The organism is Streptomyces atriruber (genome assembly GCF_001418325.1).
GTDB classification, from domain to species: domain Bacteria; phylum Actinomycetota; class Actinomycetes; order Streptomycetales; family Streptomycetaceae; genus Streptomyces; species Streptomyces atriruber.
Genome location: NZ_LIPN01000101.1, coordinates 19579 through 43354 on the forward strand (window position 1 = coordinate 19579; position 23776 = coordinate 43354).

Genomic DNA, 23776 nt, shown 5'->3' on the forward strand with positions numbered 1-23776 from the left:
AATGCGGAACGGTTGTTCTGCAAGTAACACTGCCACGGCCTTCTTCATTCCGAGACACCCGTTCCGATACGCGAGACGATTTCGTCCCAGTAGCCGGGCATGGACTCCCAGGGGTCGCCCACGCCGCCCCCGTCGACACGGTCCGTGAAGTAGATCGTCGAGGCGCCCTGCCAGCGGGCGATGCGCAGCGCCTCGTCCAGATGCCCGCGCGGCATGCCGTGCACGAAGTGACAGAAGCGCTCGGGCGGGTAGTCCGCGGTCCACTCGGCAACCTGCGACCAGCGGTAATCGCTCCACGGGCCCGCGAAGGTCACCAACTGGTCACCCGTCTCGGCATAGCCGGGGTACGGATGGGTCCCGTGGCCGAGCACGATGTGCGCGTCGTCCACCAGGGCCCGCAGGGTCGTCACCGTCCTGCGCACCTCCGGCAGCGCGGCCCGCTCGGTGGGACAGCGGTCCAGGGAGAAACCGTCGACCTGATACCAGTCGAGGTAGCGGTGCGCGTCGGAGACGAGCTCCCCGAAGGCACGCGCTCCGTACGTCGTGTCGAGGTGCCCGAGCACCCGGATACCCGCGTTCCGCAGTCGGCCCGCCGCCTCCAGGCAGTGCGGGTCAGGCCGCTCCCCGGGGCCATTCGCGACATTCAGGACAACCCACTTCAATGGGGTGCCGGGGCGGGTGAGTTCGGACCACTCGGCGGGAGCCACGAGGGGGTGGGCGAACCCCGGGATGCCGAAGCCGATCCGTACCTCGGTGCTCGCGGTACCCCTCGTGGTCCTGGTCAGATGCGGCATGCGGCCTCCATCCAGATGTCGGCTAGTGACTCTTCGAGGTTGATGCGGGGCCGCCAGCCGAGCCGGTCCCGCGCGGTGCGGACATCGGCCTGCTGCCAGCTCCCGCATCCGTCCGGGTAGGGATACGCGGCCGCGGCCGGTCCCCCGTGCTCGGATTCGCCGCGGGGGTGGCCGATGGATGTCCGCACGGGCACCTGGTCGAGTTCGTGCAGCGCGCCGCCGTACCCCGCGACGCGGGCCAGGACGGCGGCCGCGTCACGTAGTCGTACGGCGCGTCCGGCACCGATGTTCACGACGCCCTGGGCGGCGGAGAGCGAGGCGGCGTGCACGGCGCGCGCCACGTCGCGCACGTCGACGAAGTCCCGCTGCACGCCGAGCCCCCCGAGCTTCAGCTCGCCGTCCCCCGCCTGCATCGCGCGCCGCATGGCCTCCGCGAGCCGCCCGAGCGGCGATCCGGCGGGCGTGCCGGGCCCGGCGGGCGAGAACACGCGCAGGACGACGGCGTCGAGCCCGGAGCCGAGCACCAGTTCGGTGGCCGCCAGCTTGCTGACGCCGTAGGGCCCGCCGGGCCGCGGCACCGCGTCCTCGGCCGTCGAGGAGCCGGGCTGGCTCGGCCCGTACTCCGCGCCGCAGCCGAGCTGCACGAGGCGCGCCCCGCAGCCGCTGCGCCGCAGGGCCTCGCAGATGGTGGCGACGGCGACGGTGTTGTGCCGGGTCAGGTCGCGGGCACCGCCCCGGGTGGCACCGGCGCAGTTGATGACGACGCCCGGGTGGACGGCGTCCAGGAAGCGGGTGAGCGCGCCGGGGCTTCCGCTGGCGAGGTCGAACCGTACGTCCGAGTCGTCGCCGCGGCCGAGTGCGGTGAGCTGCACGGCCGGGTCGGCCAGCAGTCGGTCGGCGACGAACCGGCCGAGGTATCCGTTGGCTCCGATCAGCAGCACCCTCATCGGGGGCCTCCCGGGGTGGCCGCTCGGCGGCGGAGACGGCTGCGGGTGGTCATCTGTGTTTCTCCTTCGGGAAATTGCCGTGGTGCACGGGATGAGCCCGCGGTGTCGGCCCCGCGGGAGAGTGGTCTCGGTGGCCTGCGGGGCGTCGGTTCACGCGTCGGCTCACCTGTGGGTTCACCAGTGGGTTCACATGTCGGTTCACATGTCGGTTCACATGTCGGTGCGCATGTCGGTTCACGGCGCATCACGGGAACCGGCGTGGGCCGAGGCCAGGGTGAGGGTCCTGGCCGCGTGGACGAGGAGGACGAGGGCGGCGCCGCCGCACGCGGTGGCCGGTACGACACCCGGGCCCCATGCGTCGACGGCGGCCGTGACGGGGGTGGCGAGCGCGTCGCAGCCGGGCAGCCGGGCAGCGAACACCAGGGCCAGGGCGGCCGCTTCGCAGGACCCTGCGGCGCCGAGCAGCAGGGCGGGCGCGCGGGTGAAGCCGTAGACGCCGAGGAGCCGCGCGAGCAGGAGCAGCGCCCCGAGCGCGACGGCCCCGACCATGGCGGGTGCGCCGTGATCGGGACCCGCGCCCTCGTCGCGCAGCAGCGCCTGCACCCCCGCGAGCAGCGAACCGAGCGCGCCGAGGAACAGCGCGACGGTGCCGAAGAGCAACGGTCGTACGGAGGAGGCGAATTCATCGAGGCCGCGGCTCGCGGCGAGCCGTCCCCCGGACCGCACCGCGAAGAGCCGGGCGCACCAGGTCGCGGGCGCGACGGCGAGGGCGAGGGCGAGGAGCGGGGCGACCGCCGGGTCCCAGAGGTCGCCGGGGCCGTCCGGGCCGCCCGCGACGGCGCCGCTCAACAGGCCGTCGCCGAGCAGGGCGTACGCAAGGAGCCAGCACACCCACGCGCGCGTGGCGGGCATCGGATATGCGACGGCGCGCAGCGGCCCGTACCGCAGGGCGACGCGCAGGGCCACGGCGACGGCGAGTGCGCCGACGAGCGCGGCCGCGAGCCGCAGGCGGCCCTCGCTGAGGGCGAGTCCCGCGACGGCGACCGCGCACACGGCGCCGGGCAGCAGCGCGAACAGGGCCCACCCCGAGGGGGTTCGGCGCGGCCGGGACGCCGCCGGGCACGCCGCCGTCGACGGCACGCGTCCGCCCGGGAGCGCGGGCACGCGCGCGTACATCTCCTCGGCCAGGGCGAACACGTCCCGGTGCCTGAAGCGCGCGGCCGCCCGGTCGGTGACGCCGTGCGCCTCCAGGCCCGCCGCGATCTCCAGCGGGTCGACGGCCCGCTCGCAGAGCTCCCGGTGCCGGTGCATCAGGGCCTTCACGGGGTCGGCGGCGCCGCGCCGCGGGGGCCGGGCGCGGGCGGCGGCGCGGGCGAGCGGTGACCGGGCTCCGCCGCCGCGCCTGCCCCTGCCCCGCGCGTCCCAGCCGCTGTCCCCGTCCTCGTCCCCGCGCCCGCCTTCGCCGAAGGCCGGGACGGACGCAGCTTCACCGAAGGCGGGCACGGACACGCCGTCCCCGAGCGGAGCCACATCGGTCCCGGGCAACCCGCACAGCCCAGGCACCCCTGCCACGTCAGGCACGTCACCCACGTCAGGCACCCCAGGCACCCCAGGCACCCCAGGCACCAGCGCCGCGTCCGCGAGCAGTTCCTCCGACCGGGAGTCCCAGGCGCGCGCGCCCGCCGGAGCCCGCGGCGCGTCCACGGCGCCGGACGGACCCGCCTCGTATCGCTCTATCCCGCTCATACGGCAGCCTCCTTCAGCTGATCCCGCACCGCGACGCCGCCGGGCGCCGGGGCCTCCTCCGTCACGGCCCAGCTCGGCACCCCGCACTCGGTCGCCCCCGGCTCCGCCCCGGCCACGGGCCCCACCGCGACCGCCCAGCGCCCCGGGACGTACGCCTCCGCCGGGTGCGCGAACGGCACCGGTTCGCCCGCCTCGTCCACCGCGTCCCTGCGGACGGGGCAGTGCGAGACGATCTCCAGGTAGATGCTTCGAAATGCCGCGATGTTCTGCTCGACGGTGAACAGTTCGAGCGCGCGCGCCCGCGCCGCCGCGCCGAGGCGCGCGCACCGCTCGGGGTCGCGCAGGAGCGCCGTGCACGCCTCCGCGAGCGCCCGTGGGTTGCGCGGCGGCACGACGAGTCCCGTGCCGCCGATGACCTCCACCACCGCGCCGACGTCCGTCGAGACGGTCGCGCGTCCGCAGAACATGGCCTCGACCAGGCTGATCGGGAAGCCTTCGACGACGCTGGACAGGACGACGACGCCCGCGGAGGCGTACGCGTCGGCGAGGGCGGGCACGTCGGGCCCGCCGATCTCCTCGAAGGAGACGGGGTTGTCGCCGACGGCGTGCGCGCCCGCCGCCTCGTCCGGGAAGAGCTGCGCGGCGAGGGCCCGGCAGTGCGCGAGATACGCCCGGTCCTCGGGCCCCTCGGCGGGCGCCCCGACGATCCGCAGCCGCGCCCCCGGCACCTCGTCGCGGATCTCCGCGAAGGCGTGGAGCAGTGAGATCAGGTCCTTGGCGGGCTCGACGCGGCCGACCCACAGGAGCGTGTCGGGGTCGGCGGCGAAGTCGTCGTAGCCCCCTTCGCCGATCTCCGCGAAACGGGCGGCCTCCATGCCGGGGTGGACCGTGCGCAGCTTGGCGCGGTCGGCGCCGCAGCGCTCCTGCCAGCGCCTGGCGTGGGTGTTGCCGGGGGTCACGACCGTGGCCCCGCGGTACACCTCCGCGGCGAGCAGGCCGTGGAAGGAGGCGAGCAGCGCCCGAGCGGGGGCGCCGAGGTCCCGGTCGTCCGTGGCGAGGTAGTGCGCGCGCAGCTGCACGCCGTACTCGGTGACGAGCAGCGGCACCCCCGCGAAGTGCTTGGCCAGCAGCCCCGGCAGGGCCGCGGGCCCGCCGGAGGTGGCGTGGCACAGGTCGACGGCGCCGAGCGCGTCGGATTCGTACCAGTCGAGGGAGAGCGGCCGCAGTACCCGCTCCATCAGGCCGACGGCGGCGAGCAGGTCGGGGACGCGTGCGGCGTGGGCGGCCCGCAGTGCGCCGGGCGCGCGGCAGGCGCTCTCCAGGGCACGGACGGCGGACTCGGAGCGGAGCGCACCGACCAGTCCGCCTTCCTCGCGGGCGAGTTCGGCGAGCCCGTACAGAGCGTTGCTGAAACGGTCCGCCACTTCGTCGCGACCGCCCCGGCAGATCACGTCCGCCAGCTCGCCGAAGCACTCGGCGAACCGTCGCCGGGCCCGCCGTCCGCGCCCGCCGCGGGGGCCCGCGGCACAGAGCGCCTCGTCGTCGACGGTCCAGAGCGGCGCCGTGCGCACCCGGGCGACCTGGGACGGCAGCTCGACCCAGCCCTGCGCCTCCTGCCGCTCGCTGCGGCTGAGTGCGTAGATGTCGAACTCGTGCTGCCCGAGCCCGCGCACGAGCCGGTCGCACCAGAGCCTCGCCTCACCGCTCACATACGGATAGCCACCCTCCGTAAGCAGTCCGACGCGCACGAGCGCACCCCCGATCTCCCGTTCGGTGAGCCGCCGTTGGCCGGCGGCTCGCAGCGGGACGAACGTAAGCGGTCATGCAGGTGGCGCGACGGACGGTTGTCCATCGCGCCACCAAAAGGGGTGAACGGCAGTAACTTTCCCGCGCCGGTAGCGTTCTGTCGCGCTATGGCACGTCAGAGGCCCCTTTTCGTCACCGAGCGTCAGGCTGCGGCCAGCTCCTCGCGGGCCACCCGCCGCCGCGCCGCCGCCTCCGGGTCGAGCGCGGGCACGGCCGCGAGCAGCCGCTTCGTGTACGGATCCTGCGGCGCCCCGTACACCTCCGCCACCGGGCCCTGCTCGACGATCCGCCCCTGCCGCATCACGGCGACCCGGTCGCTGACCTGGCGCACCACGGCGAGGTCGTGTGCGACGAAGACCAGCGCGAGCCCCAGCTCCCGCTGCAACTCGGCGAGCAGCGCGACCACTTGCGCCTGGGTCGTCACATCGAGGGCCGACACCGGCTCGTCGCACACGATGAGGCGCGGCTCGGCCGCGAGCGCCCGCGCGATGCCCACGCGCTGGCGCTGTCCGCCGCTGAACTCGTGCGGATAGCGGTCGTAGTGCGCCGGTTCGAGGCCGACGCGTTCGAGGAGTTCGCGCACCCGCCCGCGTACGAAGGAGTCGCTCTCGCCCCTCGCGCGCAGCGGGTCGGCGATGGCCTCGCCGACGGAGCGCCGCGGGTTGAGCGAGGAGACGGGGTCCTGGAACACCATCTGCACCCCGGGCGCCACCTGCCCGCCGGGCCGCTCCACACCCCCGTGGAGGAGCTGCCCGGCGGTCGGCGCCAGGAGACCGACCAGCATGCGCCCGAGCGTGGTCTTGCCGCTGCCGCTCTCCCCGACCACGCCGAGGGTCTCCCCGCGGCGGACGGTGAGCGAGACGTCGTCGACCGCGGTGACCGCGCGTTTGCCGCGCCCGAACTCCCGCCGCAGGGAGACGGCTTCGAGCACCACCTCGCCCGGCTCCCCGGCGGGCGGCACCAGCGGCGAGTCCACCCGCGGCACGGCCTTGAGGAGCTCCTGCGTGTACGCCTCCCGCGGCGCGCCGAGGACCTCGTGCACCGCGCCGCGCTCCACCGCGCGCCCGTCCCGCATGACCAGGACCTCGTCGACGCTCTCCGCCGCGACGCCCACGTCGTGGGTGACGAGGAGGAGCCCCATGCCGGTCTCGGTCCGCAGCGTGTGCAGCAGGTCGAGGATCTGGGCCTGGACGGTGACGTCGAGCGCGGTGGTCGGCTCGTCGGCGACGAGCAGCGCGGGCTCGCACGCCAACGCCATGGCGATGAGCGTGCGTTGGCGCATGCCGCCGCTGAACTCGTGCGGACGGGAGCGGGAGCGGCGGGCCGCGTCGGGGATGCCGACCCGGTCGAGCACCTCCACGGCACGCGCGCGTGCCGCCCGCCGGGACGCCCCGGTGTGCACGCGGTACACCTCGGCGATCTGGTCGCCGACCGCGTAGTACGGATCGAGCGAGGAGAGCGGGTCCTGGAAGACCATCGCGGCCTTCCCGCCGCGCAGCCGCCGCAGTTCGGGCTCGGACACGGTCCGTACGTCGACGCCGTCGACCAGCACCGTCCCTTGGACGTGCGCGCCCGTGCCCCGGTGGAGGCCGAGCAGCGCGGACGCCACGGTGGACTTGCCGGATCCGGACTCGCCGACGAGGGCGAGCGCGCCGCCCTTCTCCAGCGTGAAGGAGACGCCGTCCACGGCACGGACGGCTCCGGGACCGGAGCCGAACTCGACGCTCAGGTCCTCGACTCGGACGAGACTCATGACAGCACCACCCGTCGGTCGGCCACCGCGTACAGGACGTCCGCGACGGCATTGGCGAGCACCACGAAGAAGCCGGTGACCATGACCATGCCGACGACCACCGGCAGGTCGACGACCTTGACCGCGTGCACGAGTTCACGGCCGATGCCGGGCAGGCCGAACAGCGTCTCGCTGAGCACGGCACCGCCGAACATCGACCCGAAGTCGTTGGCGGTGAGCGCGATGACGGGCGCGACGGCGCCGCGCAGCGCGTGCTTCCCGATGATGGACCGCTCCCCCACGCCGTACGCGCGAAAGGTCCGCACGTGGTCGTCGGCGAGGGTCTCCAGCATCGAGGAGCGGGTCAGGCGCGCGTACTTGGCGGCCTCGATCAGGGCCAGCGAGAGCCAGGGCAGGAGCAGGTTCCACGCCCACTGCGTCGGATCGTCCGCGAAGTTCACGTACTGCGGGAAGGGCAGCCATTGCAGCTGACCGCAGACCACGATCATCAGCAGCAGGCCGATCACGAAGACGGGCGTGGCGGTGCCCGCGAGCGTGACGGCGGTCAGCACGCGCTCGCTGAGCCGGCCGCGCCGCCAGGCGGAGAGCACTCCCGTGCCCACCCCGAGGAGGAGCCACAGCACCATGGCGCCCAGCGCGAGCGACCCGGTGACCGGCAGCTTCGCGGTGATCAGCGCGGTGACCTGCTGGTCGCTCTGGTAGGAGATCCCGAGGCAGGGCGCGGCGCAGTGCTCGGTGCCGGTGCCCGTCGAGTAGTCGTGGCCGACGAAGATGCCCTGCAGGAAGTCCCAGTAGCGGACGTACAGCGGATCGTCGAGCCGCAACTGCTCGGCGACCTGCTGCACTTGGGCGGGGGAACAGCGCGGCCCGCAGGTGATCTGGGCGACGTTGCCCGGAGCGGCGTAGAACACCACGTAGATGATCACGGAGATGGCGAGGAGCGTGACCGCGGCGCCGAACAGGCGCCGCAGCAGGAACCCGGAGAAGCCGGTCATGCCCGTGCCTCCCGCTTCCGGCCCGTCCCGATGCGCAGCCGCGACGCGGCCCGCGGGTCGAGCGCCGTGCGCACACCGTCGCCGAGGACGGTGAGGGCGAGCACGGTCAGGAACAGCGCGCCCGCCGGGTACAGCAGGTACTGCGGCGCGGCCTGGTACCAGACGTCCGCGGCCGTCAGCATCTGTCCCCAGGAAGCGGTGGGCGGCTTCACGCCCACGCCGAGGAAGGACAGCGCGGCCTCGACCGTGATGTTGACGGGGACGAGGAGCGCGGCGTAGGTGATGACGGGCGCGGCGAGCGCGGGCAGCAGTTCCCGGCGGGCGATCCGCACGGAGCCCCAGCCGCTGAGCCGCGCGGCGGCCACGTGGTCGAGCTCCTTGAGCGTGACGGTCTGCGCGCGCACGATCTTGGCCATGTTGCCCCAGGCGACGAGGCCGATGACGAGGGCGACGAGCACGGGCCGCGGGAAGGTGCCGGGCACGACCGCCATCAGCGCCAGCGAGAGGACCATGAGCGGCAGGGCCACGATGACATCGGTGGCCCTGCTGAGCACCTGGTCGACCCAGCGGTTGCCGAACCCGGCGGCGATCCCGACCGCGACACCGATGAACACCTGCACGACGGTCGCGGCGAGCGCGACGCCGAGCGACACCCGCGCCCCGTACACGAGCCGTGCGAAGAGGTCGCGCCCGGTCTGCGGCTCGACGCCGAGCCAGTGCTCGCCGCTGATCCCGCCGAGCGGGCCGATCGGCACGCCGCCGCGCGCCGAGTCGATGAGGTCCGGGTGGTACGTGGTGGGGTCCTGCCCCTCCAAGGCGGTGAGCAGCGGCGCCGCGAGCGCCACGAGGACGAGCAGCGCGACGACGCCCGCCGCCACGAGGGCGGCCCGCTGCTCGCGCAGCCGCCCCCAGAAGACCGAGCGGACCGTCACGACGACTTCACCGCGACCTGGGAGACATCGAGGACGCCGGTCCAGTCACTGATGACGATGTTCTTGACGTCCTTGCCGTACAGGCGCTTGTAGACGGGGTGGAACAGCGGCACGGTCAGCGCCTGCTCGCCGATCTTCTTGTCGAGGGCGCCCCAGCGCTTGGCGGCCGCCTTGAGGTCGGTCAGCTTGTTGATCTCGTCGATCTCGTGGTTGACCGACTTGTCGTCCAGGAAGCCGGAGTTGAAGTTGGCGCCGTCCTTCACGATCTGCCGACCGTCGAAGATCGGGGCGAGGAAGGGACCGCCGGAGGGCCAGTCGGCGCCCCAGTGGGCGAGGAAGAGGCCGGGCTCGTCCTTGGCGCTGTGTGTCTTGTCCCGGTAGTCGTTGTCCTCCAGACCCTGCAGCTTGACGGTGATCCCGGCCTTCTTCAGGGCGTCCTGGATCGACGTGGCGATCTCCGGGCTCGTCTCGAAGTCCTTGGCGTTGGAGTGCGTGAGCGTGATGGTGAGCCCGTCCTTGTGACCGGCCTCCTTCAGGAGCTCCTTGGCCTTCTTCGCGTTGCCGGACGGGCCCGCGGGGAAGTGGTCGTACTTCGTGTATCCGAAGGACTTCTGGTTCGGCAGGTACGTGGTGGCGGGCTCGGCGAGCGAGGAGCCGCCCGCGGCGTTGACGACCGAGGAGCGGTCCACGGCGTAGGAGATCGCCTGGCGCACCTTGGGGTCGTCGAACGGCTTCACCTTCGGGTTGAAGGCGAGGTAGTTCGTGTAGCCGAAGTGTCCGGTGCCGACGTGCGAGGCCAGCTCCTTGTCGCCGGTGACCTTGGCGAGCTCGGCCGGGCCGAGGTTGGTGTCGGTGGTGACGGCTGCGGCGTCGTCGCCCTGGCTCGCGGAGAGCCGCTGGTTGATGACGGACGAGTCGAGCCCGGACCGTACGTCGATGACGTCCGGGTAGGCCTTGCGCTCCAGGTCGTTCTTCGCGGACCAGTGCGGGTTGCGCTCCAGGCGGAGCCGCTCCCCGTCGTTCTCGTTCTTGACGACCTTGTAGGGCCCGGACGAAAGCGGGTGCTCCTCGTACTTGGTGCCCTTGTCCTTGCTCTTCGGGACGGGCGTGAACTGCGTCTGGGTCGCCAGGTAGGGGAACTCGCCCTCGGGCTTGTTCAGATGGAAGACGATGGTCCGCTCGTCGGGCGTCTCGATGGACGCGAGCCCCTTGCCGCTCTTGTCCTTGTAGGGGCCCTGGTACTTGTCCCCGCCGATGAGCCAGTCCCTCAAGTAGGGTGCGCCACCGCTGAGTTCGGCGGCGAAGGACCGCTCGATGCCGTACTTCACGTCCGCCGAGGTGATCGTCGAACCGTCCTCGTACTTGACCCCCTTCTTCAGGGTGTACGTCCACACGGTGGCGTTCTTGCTCGGCTTGCCCAGGTCCGTCGCGAGGTCCGGGACGACCTCGGTGCCCTTGGCGCCGTCCTCGCGGTTGCGGGTGGTGAGCGTGCGGAAGACGAGGCTCGGCACGTTTCCGCCGCCGGAGGTGTACAGCCGCGCGGGGTCGAAGTCGACCTGCGGGTCACGGTTCAGGACGGTGAGCGTGCCGCCCTCGGCGGGCTTGCCGTCGCCGCCGCTCCCGGTGCCGCTGTCCTTCGGACCCGCGCAGGCGACGGCGCCCGAGGCCAGGACCAGGCTGACGGATGCCGCTGCCACGCGGCGGGCTATGACGGACGATTGACGCATCGGAAGAAGACCTCTCGGGGGGCGCCGCGGAAAGGCGGCGGGTCATCAGGAAACGAGCTGGGATGAAACAGAGCTCGCCCCGGAGAAGGCGCGAAAACGCAGCGGAAATCAGCTACGGACAGCCGGGAGCGGCCGAAGAGGGCCGGGGCTGGGCAGAAAGCGACGCACTCGCCGGGGCGGGCGTCAGCAACAGTGGATGTCGGCCACGCAGAGCGCGGCCACGCCGAACAGCGCCAGCTCAATGGCGGCGCTCGTAGGGGCGTGACTGTTCGACATGCGGAGAAATATGAACGAACTTCCGACAAATGTCAAAGCCGCGGCAGCGGACGCGGCTCCCGCACCCTGCCGACCCGCCTCAACTCTTCGGGAAGGCCCAGGGGTTGGCCTTGCACTTGATCCCGTCGTGCTCCAGGAACTTCGTCTGCTGCTGCATGACGGGCGCGAGCTCCCCGCTCTTCTTGCAGTCCGTGTGATTGAAGCCGAGCCGGTGACCGACCTCGTGGTTGATCAGCATCTGCCGGTACGGGTGAATGGCATTGCCGAACTTCTTCTTCACCGCGTCACCGTAGGTGGGCGCGCCCTGCGCCCAGCGATAGGCATTGATCATCACGCGGTCCGTCGCGGCGGAATCGCACGACACGTTGTCCTGGGTCGTGTCGAGACCGGATTTCGCGCACCAGACACCCGTCGTTCCCGGGCTGGCGAGCGTAATGACGAAATCGGGCTTCCCCGACGATATTCGCTCGAAGGTGCGGCCTCCGCCGTGGGCCCAACTCCGGTCGTCGTTCAGGGTCTTCTGCACGGCCTGCGCGAAGAGCTTGCCGTCCAGACCGAGGCCCTTCTCCACGTCGACGCGGTAGCGGAACTTCTGCCCCCGGCCGGGTGCCTTGTCGAAACCGGACATCGCCTCGAAGTCGCCGGACGCCTTGAGCTTCGCGTCCAGCGGATACTTCTCGCCCATCTTCTCGTCGTACGTCGCCGGGACCGCCTGCTGCTCGTCGGCGGGCGTGGGGCGGCGGTCCGAGCGGGAGGCGGGGTCCTCGGTGTCGCGCGCGCCGCCCGGGGCGGCCCGGCTCTGCGGGTCCGAGCCCTTGCTGCCGTCGGCCACCTGCCCTGCCACGACGACCGCGAGCACGGTGGTCACAGCGGCGGCCGCGATGCCGGTGAAGGTGCGGCTGCGGCCGCCCTTCTTGCCGTCGCCGCCCTGGCCGTCGCGATCGTCGGCAAGGTCGTCGTCGACGTCGTCGTCACCGTCGAAGAAGTCGCCGTTCTTGTCGCCGAGCCGTGGCTCGGCGGCCTCGTCCCAGTCGGTGACGGAGGCGTACGGGTCGCGGGGCGCCGGGGGCTGCATGCCCGGCCCCGACCCCGGCTCATCGCGGTCCGGGAAGGCGGCCACGTAGTCCTGGCGGGGCTCGGGAAAGCCCGGCCCGCTCCCGATCCGGGGCCCGCCACCGGTGCCGGTGACATCGCCCCAGGCGCCGCCGGGCTCCCGCTGCTCGGGGTGCCCGCCACGGACGTGCGGCACGCCCTGGTGCGGCGTCTGACGCGGCACACCGTGCGCGGGGGTGCCGTGTGCGGGGGTGCCGTGCGCGGGGGTGCCGTCCGCCCCGCGAACGCGCCTGCGCCGCCCCGTGCCGGGCCCCGGCTGTGGGCCCAGGCCCTGCGTCGTCGGTATGCCCGAGGTGCTGGTGTTGTCAGTCGTGTCTGCCGGACCCCGGCGACTGTGCCGTCCCACGCGCCGCCTCAGCTCCCCGAACCCGTGCGCGCGCCGCCCCGGCCCGCGGCATTCGACTCGCCTGCGTCGAGGAGCAGTTCGCGGAAGCCGGTGGCGACGGTGTCGGGGTACTCCATCATCGCCACGTGCCCCGCGTCGGGCAGCGTGAGCAGCCGCGAGTCGCGGAACGCGGCGGCCGCCTTGCGCGCCATGCGGTACGAGACGAGCAGATCGCGGCCGCCGTAGACCAACAGGGTCGGAGCGAGCACGCGCTCGGCCTGCCGCCACAGTCCGTGCTGGCCGCCCAGTGTGTACGCGTTCACGATGCCGCGCGCCGAGCGGGCCATCGCGTCCCAGAAGTAGGGGAGCTGGAGCCTGCGCTCCATCTCGCGGACCGCCGCGCTGAACCCTTCCGGCGTGACCCTGCCCGGGTCGCCGTAGCAGAGCCCCATCACGCCGCGCACCCGCTGCTCGGCCGTCCACTCCCTGGTGAGCCGGGTGAAGAGGGAGGCGACGCCCGGCACCGCGAGCAGCCCGGTCGGCACCGCCGTGCGCTGCACCCGCAGCTCCGGCAGGGCGGGCGAGACCAGCGTCAACGTACGGACCAGGTCGGGGCGGACCGCGGCGACGCGCGTGGTGACGGCGCCGCCCATGGAGTTCCCGAAGAGGTGGACGGGCCCGCGGCCGCTCGCGTCGAGATAGCGGATGACCGCGCGGGCGTGGCCCGTGACGGAGTAGTCCCCGTCGTCCGGCGGTGGGGAGTCCCCGAACCCCGGCAGATCGAGCGCCTCGCAGTCGACGACGTCCTCGAGCAGCGGCATCAGGGCCGACCAGTTCTGCGAGGACCCGCCGAGCCCGTGCACGTACAGCGCGGGCGGCAGTCCGGGGCCGGTCGAGGGCCGGGAGCGCACGGTCAGCGAGAGCCCCGGCAGCGCCACGGAGTCGAGCCGCTCGCCGTCCGCGACCGCCACGGCACCCGGCTTGGGCGCGACGGCGGAGGCCAGCAGGCTGGGCAGCTCGGTCGAAGACATGCGGGCAATGTTACGAGACGATCACGCGGTAGTTCACGTGTTCGCCGTCACAGATCGTGAACAGATCGCGTAGCGCCTCGCCCGTGTCTCTTCTACGCTCGAAGTCATGGAATGAGGGGGTACGGGGCACTCGCATCACCAAGGCCACCGAGTACCGCGAGGGAAGCGAGCCACACATGAGTGTCGACCCGACCGATCCCGACACCTTCGAGACGGACGACAGCACGGCCGAGGCCGATGTCGAGGCCCCGGAGGCGGACGCGGCCGAACAGCACACGGACCTCACCCCGAGCAGGGACGACTCCCTCCAGGAGGCCGACCCGGCCGCGGCGAACGAGGCCGACCTCGCGGAACAGGCCCGCGTCGTCAGCATCGACGAGGACGACTACCGCTGAGAGCACCGACCTGACCGTGTTTGCCCGGCTACGCACCGTTGGAGAGCCCATCTCCGATGGTCCGGTCCATGAAATTCTGCGCTCGTACCGCGCACATCGCTGTTACCGAAAAGTACGATGGCGGCGCGGCGCTCACCGCACATCGGACGATTTGGGAGGCGGCGTGACAGCCATCGAGCAGACAGAGGCGGCACGCCCGCGGGGCACACGCCTGCCGCGCCGTGCACGACGCAACCAGCTCCTCGGAGCGGCCCAGGAAGTTTTCGTCGCACAGGGGTACCACGCGGCGGCGATGGACGACATCGCCGAGCGCGCCGGTGTCAGCAAGCCCGTGCTCTACCAGCACTTCCCGGGCAAGCTCGACCTCTACCTCGCCCTGCTCGACCAGCACTGCGAGTCGCTCCTGCAGTCCGTGCGCACGGCGCTGGCGTCCACCACGGACAACAAGCTCCGCGTCGCCGCGACGATGGACGCCTACTTCGCGTACGTGGAGGACGAGGGCGGCGCGTTCCGTCTGGTCTTCGAGTCGGACCTGACGAACGAGGCGGCCGTGCGGGAGCGCGTGGACCGCGTCACCCTGCAGTGCGCCGAGGCGATCTGCGAGGTCATCGCCGAGGACACCGGCCTGCCCAGGGACGAGGCGATGCTCCTCGCCGTCGGCCTCGGCGGATACTCCCAGGTCGTCGCCCGGTACTGGCTGGCGAGCGCCAGCACGGTGCCGCGCGAGAAGGCGGTCCAGCTGATCACGTCGCTCGCCTGGCGCGGCATCGCCGGCTTCCCGCTGCACGGCGCCGAAGGCCACTGAGCCCTCGCGTTTTTGTTCCCGTCCCGTGTTCGCTACCGGCGTGCACGGCCGCGGCCGTGCACGTCCCCTCACCGGGCTAATGTGTGCTGGGTACGGCGCGGACGGCCGCGCACAGACTGACCGTCGGAGGGACAAAGCCGTGGAGGTCAAGATCGGCGTGCAGTACGCGCCCCGCGAGATCGTGCTGGAGAGCGGCCAGAGCGCCGAGGAAGTCGAGCACGCGGTGTCCGAGGCGCTGACCGGCAAGTCGCCGCTGCTGAGCCTCGTGGACGACCACGGCCGCAAGGTCCTGGTTCCGGCCGACCGCCTCGCATACGTGGAGCTCGGCGAGCCCACCGCGCGCAAGGTGGGCTTCAGCGCCCTGTAAGGACGCCAAGGACGCTCTTGGTGGATCTTGAAAGAACGGCCCGGTGGTTCTCAACCACCGGGCCGTTCTTGTGTGTTGTACGGGGAGTGCCGACGCGGGCCGATCATGGAGGGTTGCATTCCGGCCGCCTGGGGTAGACCGGCTACGACCGATTTGCACCGGCCGCAAAGGGAGGGCACACACCGTGATTCTGGAAGCACTCGGCTCCGCACTGCTCGGCCTGGCCCTGGCCTGGGCCGCCGCGCACCGCTTCGGGCACCGGCTGCCCGCGCGCACCCTGGTCCTGGCCACGGGCCCCGCAGGCGCACTCATCGGCGCCTTCATCACCCACACCGCGCTCGGCTCCGGCCACGCCCCCGCGACGCTCCTGGGAGCGGTCGCCGTCTCCGCGGCGCTGCTGTCCCTGCTGCTCCGCCCCACCCGTACCAGAATGCGCCGCTCGGCGACGGCATAGCTCCCGCGAGGGGGGGGCGGTATCCATCCGCGGACCGGCTGTGGCTGATCGCGCAGTTCCCCGCGCCCCCAAACCTCCGGCACCACCCCGAGGCCCCCGCAGGGGCGACCGCTCCGCTAGGCCGCCAGGCCCAGCGCAGCCATCCGCTTCGTGTGGGCCTCGGTGATCCGCGAGAACATCCGCCCGACCTCCGCGAGGTCGAACCCGTCGGCCACGCCGCCGACCAGCATGGTCGACAGGGCGTCCCGGTCGGCGACGACCCGCTGCGACTGCGAGAGGGCCTCGCCCATCAGCCGTCGCGCCCACAGCGCGAGCCGCCCGCCCACGCGCGGGTCCGCCTCGATCGCGGCGCGCACCTTCTCCACCGCGAAGCTCGCGTGCCCCGTGTCGTCGAGCACGCCCAGCACCAGGGCGCGGGTGTCGCCGTCGAGGCGGGCCGCCACCTCGCGGTAGAAGTCACTGGCGATCGAGTCGCCGACGTACGCCTTGACCAGGCCTTCGAGCCAGTCGGACGGCGCGGTCTGGCGGTGGAAGCCGTCGAGCGCGGCGACGAAGGGCTCCATCGCCTCCGTCGGCTCCGCGCCGATCGCCGACAGCCGGTCCCTGAGCCGCTCGAAGTGGTGGAACTCGGCCGACGCCATCTTCGCCAGCTCCGCCTTGTCGCCGAGCGTCGGCGCGAGCTTCGCGTCCTCCGCGAGCCGCTCGAACGCGGCGAGCTCCCCGTAGGCGAGCGCGCCGAGGAGGTCCACGACCGCGGCGCGGTACTGGGGCTCGGTGGCGGCCGTCGCCCAGTCCTGGGCGGCGATTCCGGTGGGTTCGGGGGCGGATTCGGCAGCGGTGTCGGGGGTCTCCATGAAGCGCACAATAGCCCGCCTGCCGGAAGGCGTAAGGCCCTGGTCAGTGACTGTGACGACGACCATGTGACCAATTCGCCGGACACACATGCGAGATTACGCGGTACAGTGGTAATGCGCCCGCCGAATATTCGACGGGCCGTACGAATGAGGATGCCCGGTCGGTGGCCCGATCGGCTCCGACCCGACAGCCCTCCGGGCGGTACGCACAGGTGCGTGCGGCACGAGGAGGGAACCTCAGCGGTAAGAGCGCTCGAGCGCCGGCAGTGGTCCCGCGCCCCCGGCCCGCCCCCCAAGCGGCCGGCGGTAGTGGCACGGTCACGACCCCCAGCGTTCGCCTCACGCCGCGTCTCACAGAAGAGGCATGGCCCTGACTACGACTTTCCGAGAGCTCGGGATTCTTCCCGAGACGGCCGAGGCGCTCGAAGCCGTCGGCATCATCAATCCCTTTCCCATCCAGGAGCTGACGCTCCCCGTCGCCCTCTCGGGCACGGACGTCATCGGCCAGGCCAAGACCGGCACCGGCAAGACGCTCGGCTTCGGACTCCCGATCCTGGAGCGCGTCACCGTCCCCGCCGACGTCGAGGCGGGCCGCGCCAAGCCGGAGCAGCTGACCGAGGCGCCGCAGGCCCTCGTCGTCGTTCCCACGCGCGAGCTGTGCCAGCAGGTGACGAACGACCTCCTGACCGCCGGCAAGGCGCGCAACGTCCGCGTCCTCGCCATATACGGCGGCCGGGCCTACGAACCGCAGGTCGAGGCCCTCAAGAAGGGCGTCGACGTGGTCGTCGGCACCCCCGGCCGTCTGCTCGACCTCGCGGGCCAGCGCAAGCTCGACCTCAAGCACGTCAAGTGCCTGGTCCTCGACGAGGCCGACGAGATGCTCGACCTGGGCTTCCTGCCCGACGTCGAGAAGATCATCAACATGCTCCCCGCGAAGCGCCAGACGATGCTGTTCTCGGCCACCATGCCGGGCGCCGTCATCGGCCTGGCCCGTCGGTACATGTCGCAGCCCACGCACATCCGCGCCACCGCGCCGGACGACGAGGGCCAGACCGTCGCGAACACGAAGCAGTTCGTGTACCGCGCGCACAACATGGACAAGCCCGAGATGGTCTCGCGCATCCTGCAGGCCGACGGCCGCGGACTCGCGATGATCTTCTGCCGTACGAAGCGGACCGCCGCCGACATCGCCGAGCAGCTGGAACGCCGGGGCTTCGCCTCCGGCGCCGTGCACGGCGACCTCGGCCAGGGCGCCCGTGAGCAGGCGCTGCGCGCGTTCCGCAACGGCAAGGTGGACGTGCTCGTGTGCACGGACGTCGCCGCGCGCGGCATCGACGTCGGTGGCGTCACGCACGTCATCAACTACCAGTCCCCCGAGGACGAGAAGACGTACCTGCACCGCATCGGCCGCACCGGCCGCGCGGGCGCCAAGGGCATCGCGATCACGCTGGTCGACTGGGACGACATCCCGCGCTGGCAGCTGATCAACAAGGCGCTCGACCTGGGGTTCAACGACCCGGTCGAGACGTACTCCAGCTCCCCGCACCTCTACGAGGACCTGGACATCCCGGCGGGCACCAAGGGTGTGCTGCCCCGCTCCGAGCGGACCCGTGCGGGTCTGGGCGCGGAGGAGGTCGAGGACCTCGGCGAGACCGGTGGCCGCGGCCGCGGTGGCCGCTCCGGCGGTCGTGCGCAGGACCGTGACCGGGATCGCAACCGGGACCGCGATCGCGACCGGGACCGTTCGGGCCCGGCGTCCGACGAGCGCGAGCGCCCCGCGCGCACGCCGCGTCGCCGCCGCCGCACCCGGGCAGGCAGCCCGCTCGACGCCGCCACCGCGACGGCACCCCCCGCTCCGACGGCCGAGGCGAGCGCCCCGGTCGCGGAGGCGAGCGCTCCGGTCGCGGAGGCGAGCGCTCCGGTCGCGGAGGCGACCGAGCCCCGCACCCCGCGCCGCCGTCGCCGGACGCGTTCCGGTGGGGCGTCCGAGGCCCTGGCCACGGCCGAGAGCACAACCGTCGAGACGGAGGCTCCCGCGCCGGTAGCGGCCGCCGCCCCGGTCGTCGAGGCGGAGGCTCCGGCCACGAAGCCGCGCCGCCGCACCCGCAAGACCGCGGAAAAGGTCGCCGAGGCCGCCACCCCCGAGGCCACCGCGACCGACACCGAGGCCGAAAAGCCCAAGCGCCGCACCCGCAAGACCGCCACCAAGGTCGCCGAAGCCACCCCGGCCGAAGCCACCACGGAGGCCCCGGCCGCCGAAAAGCCGAAGCGCCGCACCCGCAAGACCGCGGAAAAGGTCGCCGAGGCCGCCACCCCCGAGGCCACCGCGACCGACACCGAGGCCGAAAAGCCCAAGCGCCGCACCCGCAAGACCGCCGCCAAGGCACCGGCAGCGACCGAGGCCGCCGCCCCCGAGGCCGGGATTCCGGCCCAGGCGACGGAGGAGTCCAAGCCCCGCCGTCGTACGCGCAAGGCCGCTGCCGCCCCGGCGGACACGGCCGAGGCCGAGGCGACCGCCCCGGCGCCGCGTCGTCGCACGCGCAAGAAGGCGGAACCGGTGGAGACGCCGGAGAGCTGACCTTCCGGTCGCCTCCGTCCGGTCTCCTCCACCGGCCCGCCCCGCAGAAGGCCCGCCCCCGTTCGGGGCGGGCCTTCTCGCGTCGGACGGCCGCCGGACCGCGGGCCGGGAGGGGAGCCGCGCTGCCACAACGCGCAGGTCACCCGTTAGCCTCGGCTCATGAGCAGGCCGCCGACCTTCGTCCCGCCCCCGTGCGCGAGCGCGCGGACCCTCCACACCGAGCGGGGCGACTTCGCCGTTCTCGACGCGGTTCCGGCGGCTGGTGTCCGGCGCCGGGGGACCGTCCTCATGCTCCCGGGCTTCACCGGCAGCAAGGAGGACTTCATCGCCCTCCTGGAGCCACTGACCGCCGCGGGCTACCGCGCGGTGACCGTGGACGGGCGCGGACAGTACGAGACGGCGGGCCCGGACGACGTGTCGGCGTACGCCCAGACGGAGCTGGCCCGCGACGTGCTGGCCCAGGCGGCCGCCCTGTCCGAGGCGCGCCCCCACCTCCTCGGCCACTCGCTGGGCGGTCAGATCGCCCGTGCCGCCGTGCTCCTGGAACCCCGCACCTTCGCCACCCTCACCCTGATGTCCTCGGGCCCCGCCGCGATCGTCCCCGAACAGCAGACCCGCGCCAAGATGCTGGCGGACGCCCTCGCCGCGCTGTCGATGGGCGAGGTGTGGCAGGCGATGCGGGCCATGGAGCCGCCGCCTCCGCAGGACGCGCGGCCGGGCGCGGGCGGGGAGGCCGATGACGCCGCCGACGGCGAGGCCCTGCGCGCCCGCTGGCTGCGGCACAGCCCGGCCCAGCTCATCGCGACCGGCCGCCAGCTCTCCACGGAACCGGACCGGGTGGCCGAGCTGGCCGCGCTGCCGCTGCCCAAGCACGTCATCTCGGGCGAGCGCGACGACACATGGCCCGTGCCGCTCATGGACGACATGGCCCACCGCCTGGACGCCCACCGCACGGTGATCCACGGCGCCGAGCACTCCCCGAACACCGACCGCCCGGCGGAGACGGCCGCGGCCCTGGTCGGCTTCTGGCACCGGCACTGAAGACACCGGCACCGGCACCACGGCGCCGGGGCCGGGCACCGAACCGGGATCCTCAGTACTGCGCCTGCAGGTGCTCCCAGAAGCCGTCCCGCAGCGCCCTGCGCAGATCCGACTGCCCGCGCAGCGAGTACTGCAGCAGCCGCTCCGCCTCGACCAGCAGGTCCTGGTCCACGGAGCCGGGCAGATAGGGATGTCCGGGCAACAGCCCCACCAGGGCCTCGCGCCCGCGCGCCCCGAGCCACTTCGCGGCGATCTGCGCGCCGACGAAACGGACGTCGTCGCGGGAGGGGCGGTGCGCGGCGGTCCCCGTCTCGTACGTCGCGACGGTGCGCCGCACCACGTACGGCTTGAAGAAGTCGAGGTCGAACGTGCGCTGGCTGTCGACCTCCCAGAGCAGCGCCTCCGCCTGGTTGCGGCCGTCCGGGGCCTCGATGCCCCACAGGTGGACCCGCGCGCCGTAACCCTGCGCCGCCTCCACCGCCGAGACCAGGTCCTCGTCGCCGCCGATGAGGGCGGCGTCGCTGACGGCGCGGTGTCTGGCGAGTGACTCCAGGTCGCTGCGGATCAGGGAGTCGACGCCCTTCTGCTGGTTGTTGGCGTTGAGGTTGCCGAGCCTGACCTTGACGTCGGGCAGCTCCGCGATCGACTGCTGCTCGGCCGTGTGGATGCGGCGCCTGGCGCCGTCGTACCAGTACACGCGCAGCAGGCGGCTGTCCGCGAAGATCGTGCGCGCCTTGTCGATGAGCGCCTCGATGAGGCCCTCCGCGTCGAGGTCGAAGGCGCGCCGGTCCTCGGTCCCGGCGGCCAGCCGGCCCGCGGCGGCGTACAGATACCCGGCGTCGACGAAGATCGCGTGCGTGGACGGGGTCTTCGCCACCTCGGCGAGCACGCGCTCGAGCAGTGCATTGGTGCGCTCCAGCTGGGCGCTGATGTCGGCCGCGCCGGGGGCTGCGGCACCGGAGTCGACGGCGCTGGGGTCGACTGCGCTGGGGTCGGCGTCGTTCATATCGGTCCCAGTCTCCCGCCGGTCACGCAGCGAACACAACCGATCTCGCTACTCGCAAGTAATTAGGTTACCGAAAAATTTCTTTAGCGTAGGGAATGTTTGCAGGGGGCAACTCGTTGAACCCATCAGGAACACAGCAGTTCTCCTTGCAGGAGGATGACCAGACGAAGGGAGAAGCCCTATGCGCTTCGAAATCATGCGACTCGACGACGTCGACGGCGCGGCCGTGGACAGCACCGTCGTGGACGCCGCCTCCGTCAACCGGATCGTGCAGCAGGCCGCAGCGATCGGCCAGCGCATCTACATCCGCCCGGCCGACACCACGGCCTCGTAACGCAGACGTCGAAAGGCCCCCGTACGGAAACCGTACGGGGGCCTTTCGTGTGCGCGCGACGCCCGGTCTCCTGTCCGCGGAGCTCAGGCGCCCTTGATCACCTGCGTCACGCCGTTGATGATCTGCTGGACCGCGATGGCGGACAGCATCATGCCCGCGAGACGCGTCACGAGCACCACGCCGCCGTCCTTGATCACGCGGATGATCAGCAGCGAATACCGCATCACCAGCCAGAGCACCACGTGCATGGCCACGATCGCCGCCCAGACGGAGATCTGCGTACCGACGCTGTCGGCGTCCTGGACGGCCAGGATGACCGAGACGATCGCGCCGGGACCGGCGAGCAGCGGCATGCCGAGCGGCACCAGCGCGACATTGACGTCCTTGGTCTGCTTCGGCTCGTCCGTCTTGCCGGTGAGCAGGTCCAGCGCGATGAGGAGCAGCAGCAGTCCGCCCGCGATCATCAGCGCGGGGACGGAGACGTGCAGGTAGTCGAGGATCTGGTGGCCCACGAGCCCGAAGACCGAGATGACGCCGAAGGCGACGCAGACGGCCTGGAAGGCCATCCGCTGCTGCACCTTGGCGGGTCGGCCCGCGGTGAGACCGAGGAAGATCGGGGTGATCCCAGGGGGGTCCATAATCACGAAAAGCGTGAGAAAGAGGGATCCGAAAACGGCGACGTCGAACACAGTGATGGCCTTGCGGAGAGTCGTACGAAGGAGCCCGCGACGGACGGACCCGGGCGCGGGGCGCGGGCGACCGCCGTCACGGAACGGGGTGCGGTGAAGTGGGGTGAGGTGGAGTGAAGGGGCAGTCCCGCGCGGTGCGGGCTGCTACGCGGCGGAGTGTCCGCCGGCGCCCGGCACGGGGAACGCACCCGTGGCCCGGCGCGTGATCTCGCCGTAGATCTCGGGGTCGGTGGTGAACTCCCCGAGCACACACGTCTTGCGGCTGCCGTGGTAGTCACTGGACCCGGTGACCAGCAGGCCGAGGTCCCCCGCGAGGGCGCGCAGCCGGGTGCGGGTCTCGGGCGTGTGGTCCATGTGGTCGACCTCGATGCCGTCCAGGCCGGCCGCCGCGAGGTCGGCTATGACGCTCTCGGACACGACCTTGCCGCGCTTGACGGCACCGGGGTGCGCGAAGACGGTGACGCCACCGGCCGCCTTGACCAGGCGGATCGCGTCGAAGGGGTCGAGCTCGTGCTTGTCGGCGAACGCGCGGCCGCCGTCGGCGAGCCACTCGGGCGTGAAGGCGTCGGAGACGGTGGGCACGACGCCCAGCTCGACGAGCGCCTCGGCGATGTGCGGGCGGCCCACCGAGCCGTCGCCCGCGATGCGCGCGACCTGCTCCCAGGTCACCGGCACGCCGAGCCCTTGGAGCTTGCCGATCATCGCCTTCGCGCGCGGCACCCGGTCGTCGCGGACCAGCTCGCACTCGCGGGCGAGCTCCGGCTCCTCGGGGTCGAAGAGGTAGGCCAGCATGTGCAGGCCCATGCCGTCGAGGTTGAAGGAGAGCTCGGCGCCGGTCACGAGGACCAGGTCCGTCGGGAGCTGACTCAAGGCCTGCTTCGCCTCGGCGTATCCCCGGGTGGTGTCGTGGTCGGTGAGCGCGACGACGTCAAGGCCTGCGGCCGCGGCGTTGCGGACCAGCTCTGCCGGGGTGTCCGTGCCGTCGGACGCGGTGGAGTGGGTGTGCAGATCGATGCGCACGACGCTGGCTCCAGTGCTCTGACGGGCGAATGAGGGGACGCTCAAGGATAACGGGCCTCGGGCGTTTCCCGGCCCGTCCCCGAAGAGGCATCGCTCACCACGCCGCCGGGCCCGCCCCTCAGGACTCCGCCCGGCCCGCCCCGCTCACGGCGTGAGCAGCCGCGGCGACAGCGCCCCGCACGGCAGCAGGTCCACCTCCGCGCCCGCGTCCCGCAGATCGGTGAGGACCAGCTCGTCGTACATGAGCAGGCCCGACTGCTCCGGCCACGCGATGGCCCACAGCCACAGACCGCGCGCCTCTCCCGCGAAGACAGCGCGGTCGTCCGGGGTCCCCGAGACATGCCACATCGGCGTCGGCCGCCCGGCGGCCAGGACCTTGGTCTGCGGCGGCTTCTCGACGCTCATGTGGGGGCCCGGGTCGGGGCCGTCGATGCCTGCGTACCGCGCGCCGAGGCCGACGCCGAGCTCCTCGGCGACGAGCACCAGCTCACCGACGCCGCCGAGCGGCGCGGGACCCGAGCAGGCCACGGCCGTCGCACGGCCACCGCTCCTGTCGTCCCCCGCGCAGGCCACACCCGTGAACAGCCAGCCGACCGGCAGGGGCCACGGCATCCACACCGGAACCTGTGCGCGGTGCACCACGACCTGGAGGGCCTCGACGCTGGGCGGGATCACGGGCTGCAGCGGGTGCACCGTGCCGTGCACGTCGCACTGCCAGGAGTCGGCAAAGAGACCGGGAGCCCTGACCCGGCCACCACACTTCGGGCAACTGGGTTCGCCCCTCATAG

23 protein-coding genes are annotated in these 23776 nt (G+C 72.5%); 7 read left to right on the top strand and 16 right to left on the bottom strand.

What is annotated here, in order from left to right:
- Nucleotides 1-44: 44 nt before the first annotated feature.
- From AOK03_RS11935 to AOK03_RS11980, 11 genes are all read right to left on the bottom strand, one after another.
- The gene (locus AOK03_RS11935; protein WP_055565181.1) at nucleotides 45-794 is read right to left on the bottom strand and encodes a spherulation-specific family 4 protein; all 750 of its coding nucleotides are present in this window, start codon (nucleotides 792-794) and stop codon (nucleotides 45-47) included.
- Nucleotides 782-1741 carry an NAD-dependent epimerase/dehydratase family protein gene (locus AOK03_RS11940; RefSeq protein ID WP_055565182.1) on the bottom strand — a complete coding sequence of 320 codons (960 nt, stop codon included), beginning with the start codon at nucleotides 1739-1741 and terminating at the stop codon, nucleotides 782-784. Before AOK03_RS11940 ends, AOK03_RS11935 begins: the two co-directional genes overlap by 13 nt.
- 234 nt (nucleotides 1742-1975) lie before the next feature.
- Nucleotides 1976-3487: a hypothetical protein gene (locus AOK03_RS11945; protein ID WP_055565183.1), complete on the bottom strand. Its 1512-nt coding sequence runs from the start codon at nucleotides 3485-3487 to the stop codon at nucleotides 1976-1978.
- Nucleotides 3484-5235, bottom strand: a complete 1752-nt coding sequence (gene pelF / locus AOK03_RS11950; RefSeq protein WP_055565184.1) for a GT4 family glycosyltransferase PelF — start codon at nucleotides 5233-5235, stop codon at nucleotides 3484-3486. The genes AOK03_RS11945 and pelF overlap by 4 nt, the downstream gene beginning before the upstream one ends.
- Before the next feature lie 200 nt (nucleotides 5236-5435).
- Nucleotides 5436-7046 (bottom strand): dipeptide ABC transporter ATP-binding protein, encoded by a 1611-nt coding sequence (locus AOK03_RS11955; protein WP_055565185.1) that lies wholly within the window; start codon nucleotides 7044-7046, stop codon nucleotides 5436-5438.
- Nucleotides 7043-8041: an ABC transporter permease gene (locus tag AOK03_RS11960; RefSeq protein ID WP_055565186.1), complete on the bottom strand. Its 999-nt coding sequence runs from the start codon at nucleotides 8039-8041 to the stop codon at nucleotides 7043-7045. Before AOK03_RS11960 ends, AOK03_RS11955 begins: the two co-directional genes overlap by 4 nt.
- Nucleotides 8038-8973 (bottom strand): ABC transporter permease, encoded by a 936-nt coding sequence (locus AOK03_RS11965; protein WP_055565187.1) that lies wholly within the window; start codon nucleotides 8971-8973, stop codon nucleotides 8038-8040. The genes AOK03_RS11960 and AOK03_RS11965 overlap by 4 nt, the downstream gene beginning before the upstream one ends.
- The gene (locus AOK03_RS11970) at nucleotides 8970-10700 is read right to left on the bottom strand and encodes an ABC transporter substrate-binding protein (protein ID WP_055565188.1); all 1731 of its coding nucleotides are present in this window, start codon (nucleotides 10698-10700) and stop codon (nucleotides 8970-8972) included. The genes AOK03_RS11965 and AOK03_RS11970 overlap by 4 nt, the downstream gene beginning before the upstream one ends.
- 183 nt (nucleotides 10701-10883) lie before the next feature.
- Nucleotides 10884-10976: an Ms4533A family Cys-rich leader peptide gene (locus tag AOK03_RS44995; RefSeq protein WP_341845798.1), complete on the bottom strand. Its 93-nt coding sequence runs from the start codon at nucleotides 10974-10976 to the stop codon at nucleotides 10884-10886.
- Nucleotides 10977-11055: 79 nt separating this feature from the next.
- Nucleotides 11056-12252 carry a DUF3152 domain-containing protein gene (locus AOK03_RS11975; protein ID WP_425264373.1) on the bottom strand — a complete coding sequence of 399 codons (1197 nt, stop codon included), beginning with the start codon at nucleotides 12250-12252 and terminating at the stop codon, nucleotides 11056-11058.
- Nucleotides 12253-12443: 191 nt separating this feature from the next.
- Nucleotides 12444-13445 carry an alpha/beta fold hydrolase gene (locus AOK03_RS11980; protein WP_055565190.1) on the bottom strand — a complete coding sequence of 334 codons (1002 nt, stop codon included), beginning with the start codon at nucleotides 13443-13445 and terminating at the stop codon, nucleotides 12444-12446.
- Nucleotides 13446-13621: 176 nt separating this feature from the next.
- Between AOK03_RS11980 and AOK03_RS11985 the strand changes: the two genes are divergently transcribed.
- The 4 genes from AOK03_RS11985 (at nucleotide 13622) to AOK03_RS12000 (ending at nucleotide 15466) form a co-directional block, all read left to right on the top strand.
- A complete protein-coding gene (locus AOK03_RS11985) occupies nucleotides 13622-13840 on the top strand; it encodes a hypothetical protein (RefSeq protein ID WP_055565191.1) in 219 nt (72 codons plus the stop codon).
- 163 nt (nucleotides 13841-14003) lie between these two features.
- Entirely contained in the window at nucleotides 14004-14645 is a 642-nt protein-coding gene (locus AOK03_RS11990) for a TetR/AcrR family transcriptional regulator (protein ID WP_055565192.1), read from the top strand.
- Nucleotides 14646-14784: 139 nt separating this feature from the next.
- On the top strand, nucleotides 14785-15012 hold the full coding sequence (locus AOK03_RS11995; protein ID WP_055565193.1) for a DUF3107 domain-containing protein: 228 nt from the start codon (nucleotides 14785-14787) through the stop codon (nucleotides 15010-15012).
- A 184-nt stretch (nucleotides 15013-15196) separates the two neighbouring features.
- Nucleotides 15197-15466: a hypothetical protein gene (locus AOK03_RS12000; RefSeq protein ID WP_055565194.1), complete on the top strand. Its 270-nt coding sequence runs from the start codon at nucleotides 15197-15199 to the stop codon at nucleotides 15464-15466.
- A 116-nt stretch (nucleotides 15467-15582) separates the two neighbouring features.
- On the opposite strand, the gene AOK03_RS12005 is transcribed toward AOK03_RS12000, so the two are convergent.
- Nucleotides 15583-16320: a ferritin-like fold-containing protein gene (locus AOK03_RS12005; RefSeq protein ID WP_055565213.1), complete on the bottom strand. Its 738-nt coding sequence runs from the start codon at nucleotides 16318-16320 to the stop codon at nucleotides 15583-15585.
- Between the two features lie 364 nt (nucleotides 16321-16684).
- Between AOK03_RS12005 and AOK03_RS12010 the strand changes: the two genes are divergently transcribed.
- Nucleotides 16685-18898, top strand: coding sequence for a DEAD/DEAH box helicase (locus AOK03_RS12010; protein ID WP_055565195.1), 2214 nt, complete (start codon nucleotides 16685-16687; stop codon nucleotides 18896-18898).
- Nucleotides 18899-19057: 159 nt separating this feature from the next.
- Nucleotides 19058-19939, top strand: coding sequence for an alpha/beta fold hydrolase (locus AOK03_RS12015; RefSeq protein ID WP_055565196.1), 882 nt, complete (start codon nucleotides 19058-19060; stop codon nucleotides 19937-19939).
- 52 nt (nucleotides 19940-19991) lie between these two features.
- Here AOK03_RS12015 and AOK03_RS12020 read toward each other — a convergent pair whose 3' ends face one another.
- Nucleotides 19992-20945 carry an NYN domain-containing protein gene (locus tag AOK03_RS12020; RefSeq protein ID WP_244177577.1) on the bottom strand — a complete coding sequence of 318 codons (954 nt, stop codon included), beginning with the start codon at nucleotides 20943-20945 and terminating at the stop codon, nucleotides 19992-19994.
- A 181-nt stretch (nucleotides 20946-21126) separates the two neighbouring features.
- Between AOK03_RS12020 and AOK03_RS43095 the strand changes: the two genes are divergently transcribed.
- A complete protein-coding gene (locus tag AOK03_RS43095; RefSeq protein WP_167355597.1) occupies nucleotides 21127-21279 on the top strand; it encodes a hypothetical protein in 153 nt (50 codons plus the stop codon).
- Nucleotides 21280-21362: 83 nt separating this feature from the next.
- Here AOK03_RS43095 and AOK03_RS12025 read toward each other — a convergent pair whose 3' ends face one another.
- The 3 genes from AOK03_RS12025 to AOK03_RS12035 all read right to left on the bottom strand — a co-directional run bounded on the left by AOK03_RS12025 (nucleotide 21363) and on the right by AOK03_RS12035 (nucleotide 23774).
- On the bottom strand, nucleotides 21363-21968 hold the full coding sequence (locus AOK03_RS12025) for a MarC family protein (RefSeq protein ID WP_055565197.1): 606 nt from the start codon (nucleotides 21966-21968) through the stop codon (nucleotides 21363-21365).
- Between the two features lie 144 nt (nucleotides 21969-22112).
- Nucleotides 22113-22988 (bottom strand): PHP domain-containing protein, encoded by an 876-nt coding sequence (locus AOK03_RS12030; protein ID WP_055565198.1) that lies wholly within the window; start codon nucleotides 22986-22988, stop codon nucleotides 22113-22115.
- Between the two features lie 144 nt (nucleotides 22989-23132).
- Nucleotides 23133-23774, bottom strand: coding sequence for a DUF6758 family protein (locus AOK03_RS12035; protein WP_055565199.1), 642 nt, complete (start codon nucleotides 23772-23774; stop codon nucleotides 23133-23135).
- Between the last annotated feature and the right edge of the window lie 2 nt (nucleotides 23775-23776).

Bases quoted from the DNA above. Each gene is read 5' to 3' on its own strand.
- AOK03_RS12010 (WP_055565195.1), top strand. From the start codon at position 16,685: ATGGCCCTGACTACGACTTTCCGAGAGCTCGGGATTCTTCCCGAGACG.
- AOK03_RS12020 (WP_244177577.1), bottom strand. From the start codon at position 20,945: ATGAACGACGCCGACCCCAGCGCAGTCGACCCCAGCGCCGTCGACTCC.
- AOK03_RS11935 (WP_055565181.1), bottom strand. From the start codon at position 794: ATGCCGCATCTGACCAGGACCACGAGGGGTACCGCGAGCACCGAGGTA.
- AOK03_RS11970 (WP_055565188.1), bottom strand. From the start codon at position 10,700: ATGCGTCAATCGTCCGTCATAGCCCGCCGCGTGGCAGCGGCATCCGTC.
- AOK03_RS11940 (WP_055565182.1), bottom strand. From the start codon at position 1,741: ATGAGGGTGCTGCTGATCGGAGCCAACGGATACCTCGGCCGGTTCGTC.
- AOK03_RS43095 (WP_167355597.1), top strand. From the start codon at position 21,127: ATGCGCTTCGAAATCATGCGACTCGACGACGTCGACGGCGCGGCCGTG.
- AOK03_RS11985 (WP_055565191.1), top strand. From the start codon at position 13,622: ATGAGTGTCGACCCGACCGATCCCGACACCTTCGAGACGGACGACAGC.
- AOK03_RS11945 (WP_055565183.1), bottom strand. From the start codon at position 3,487: ATGAGCGGGATAGAGCGATACGAGGCGGGTCCGTCCGGCGCCGTGGAC.
- AOK03_RS12015 (WP_055565196.1), top strand. From the start codon at position 19,058: ATGAGCAGGCCGCCGACCTTCGTCCCGCCCCCGTGCGCGAGCGCGCGG.
- AOK03_RS11955 (WP_055565185.1), bottom strand. From the start codon at position 7,046: ATGAGTCTCGTCCGAGTCGAGGACCTGAGCGTCGAGTTCGGCTCCGGT.
- AOK03_RS12035 (WP_055565199.1), bottom strand. From the start codon at position 23,774: ATGAGGGGCGAACCCAGTTGCCCGAAGTGTGGTGGCCGGGTCAGGGCT.
- AOK03_RS11980 (WP_055565190.1), bottom strand. From the start codon at position 13,445: ATGTCTTCGACCGAGCTGCCCAGCCTGCTGGCCTCCGCCGTCGCGCCC.
- AOK03_RS44995 (WP_341845798.1), bottom strand. From the start codon at position 10,976: ATGTCGAACAGTCACGCCCCTACGAGCGCCGCCATTGAGCTGGCGCTG.
- AOK03_RS12005 (WP_055565213.1), bottom strand. From the start codon at position 16,320: ATGGAGACCCCCGACACCGCTGCCGAATCCGCCCCCGAACCCACCGGA.
- AOK03_RS11960 (WP_055565186.1), bottom strand. From the start codon at position 8,041: ATGACCGGCTTCTCCGGGTTCCTGCTGCGGCGCCTGTTCGGCGCCGCG.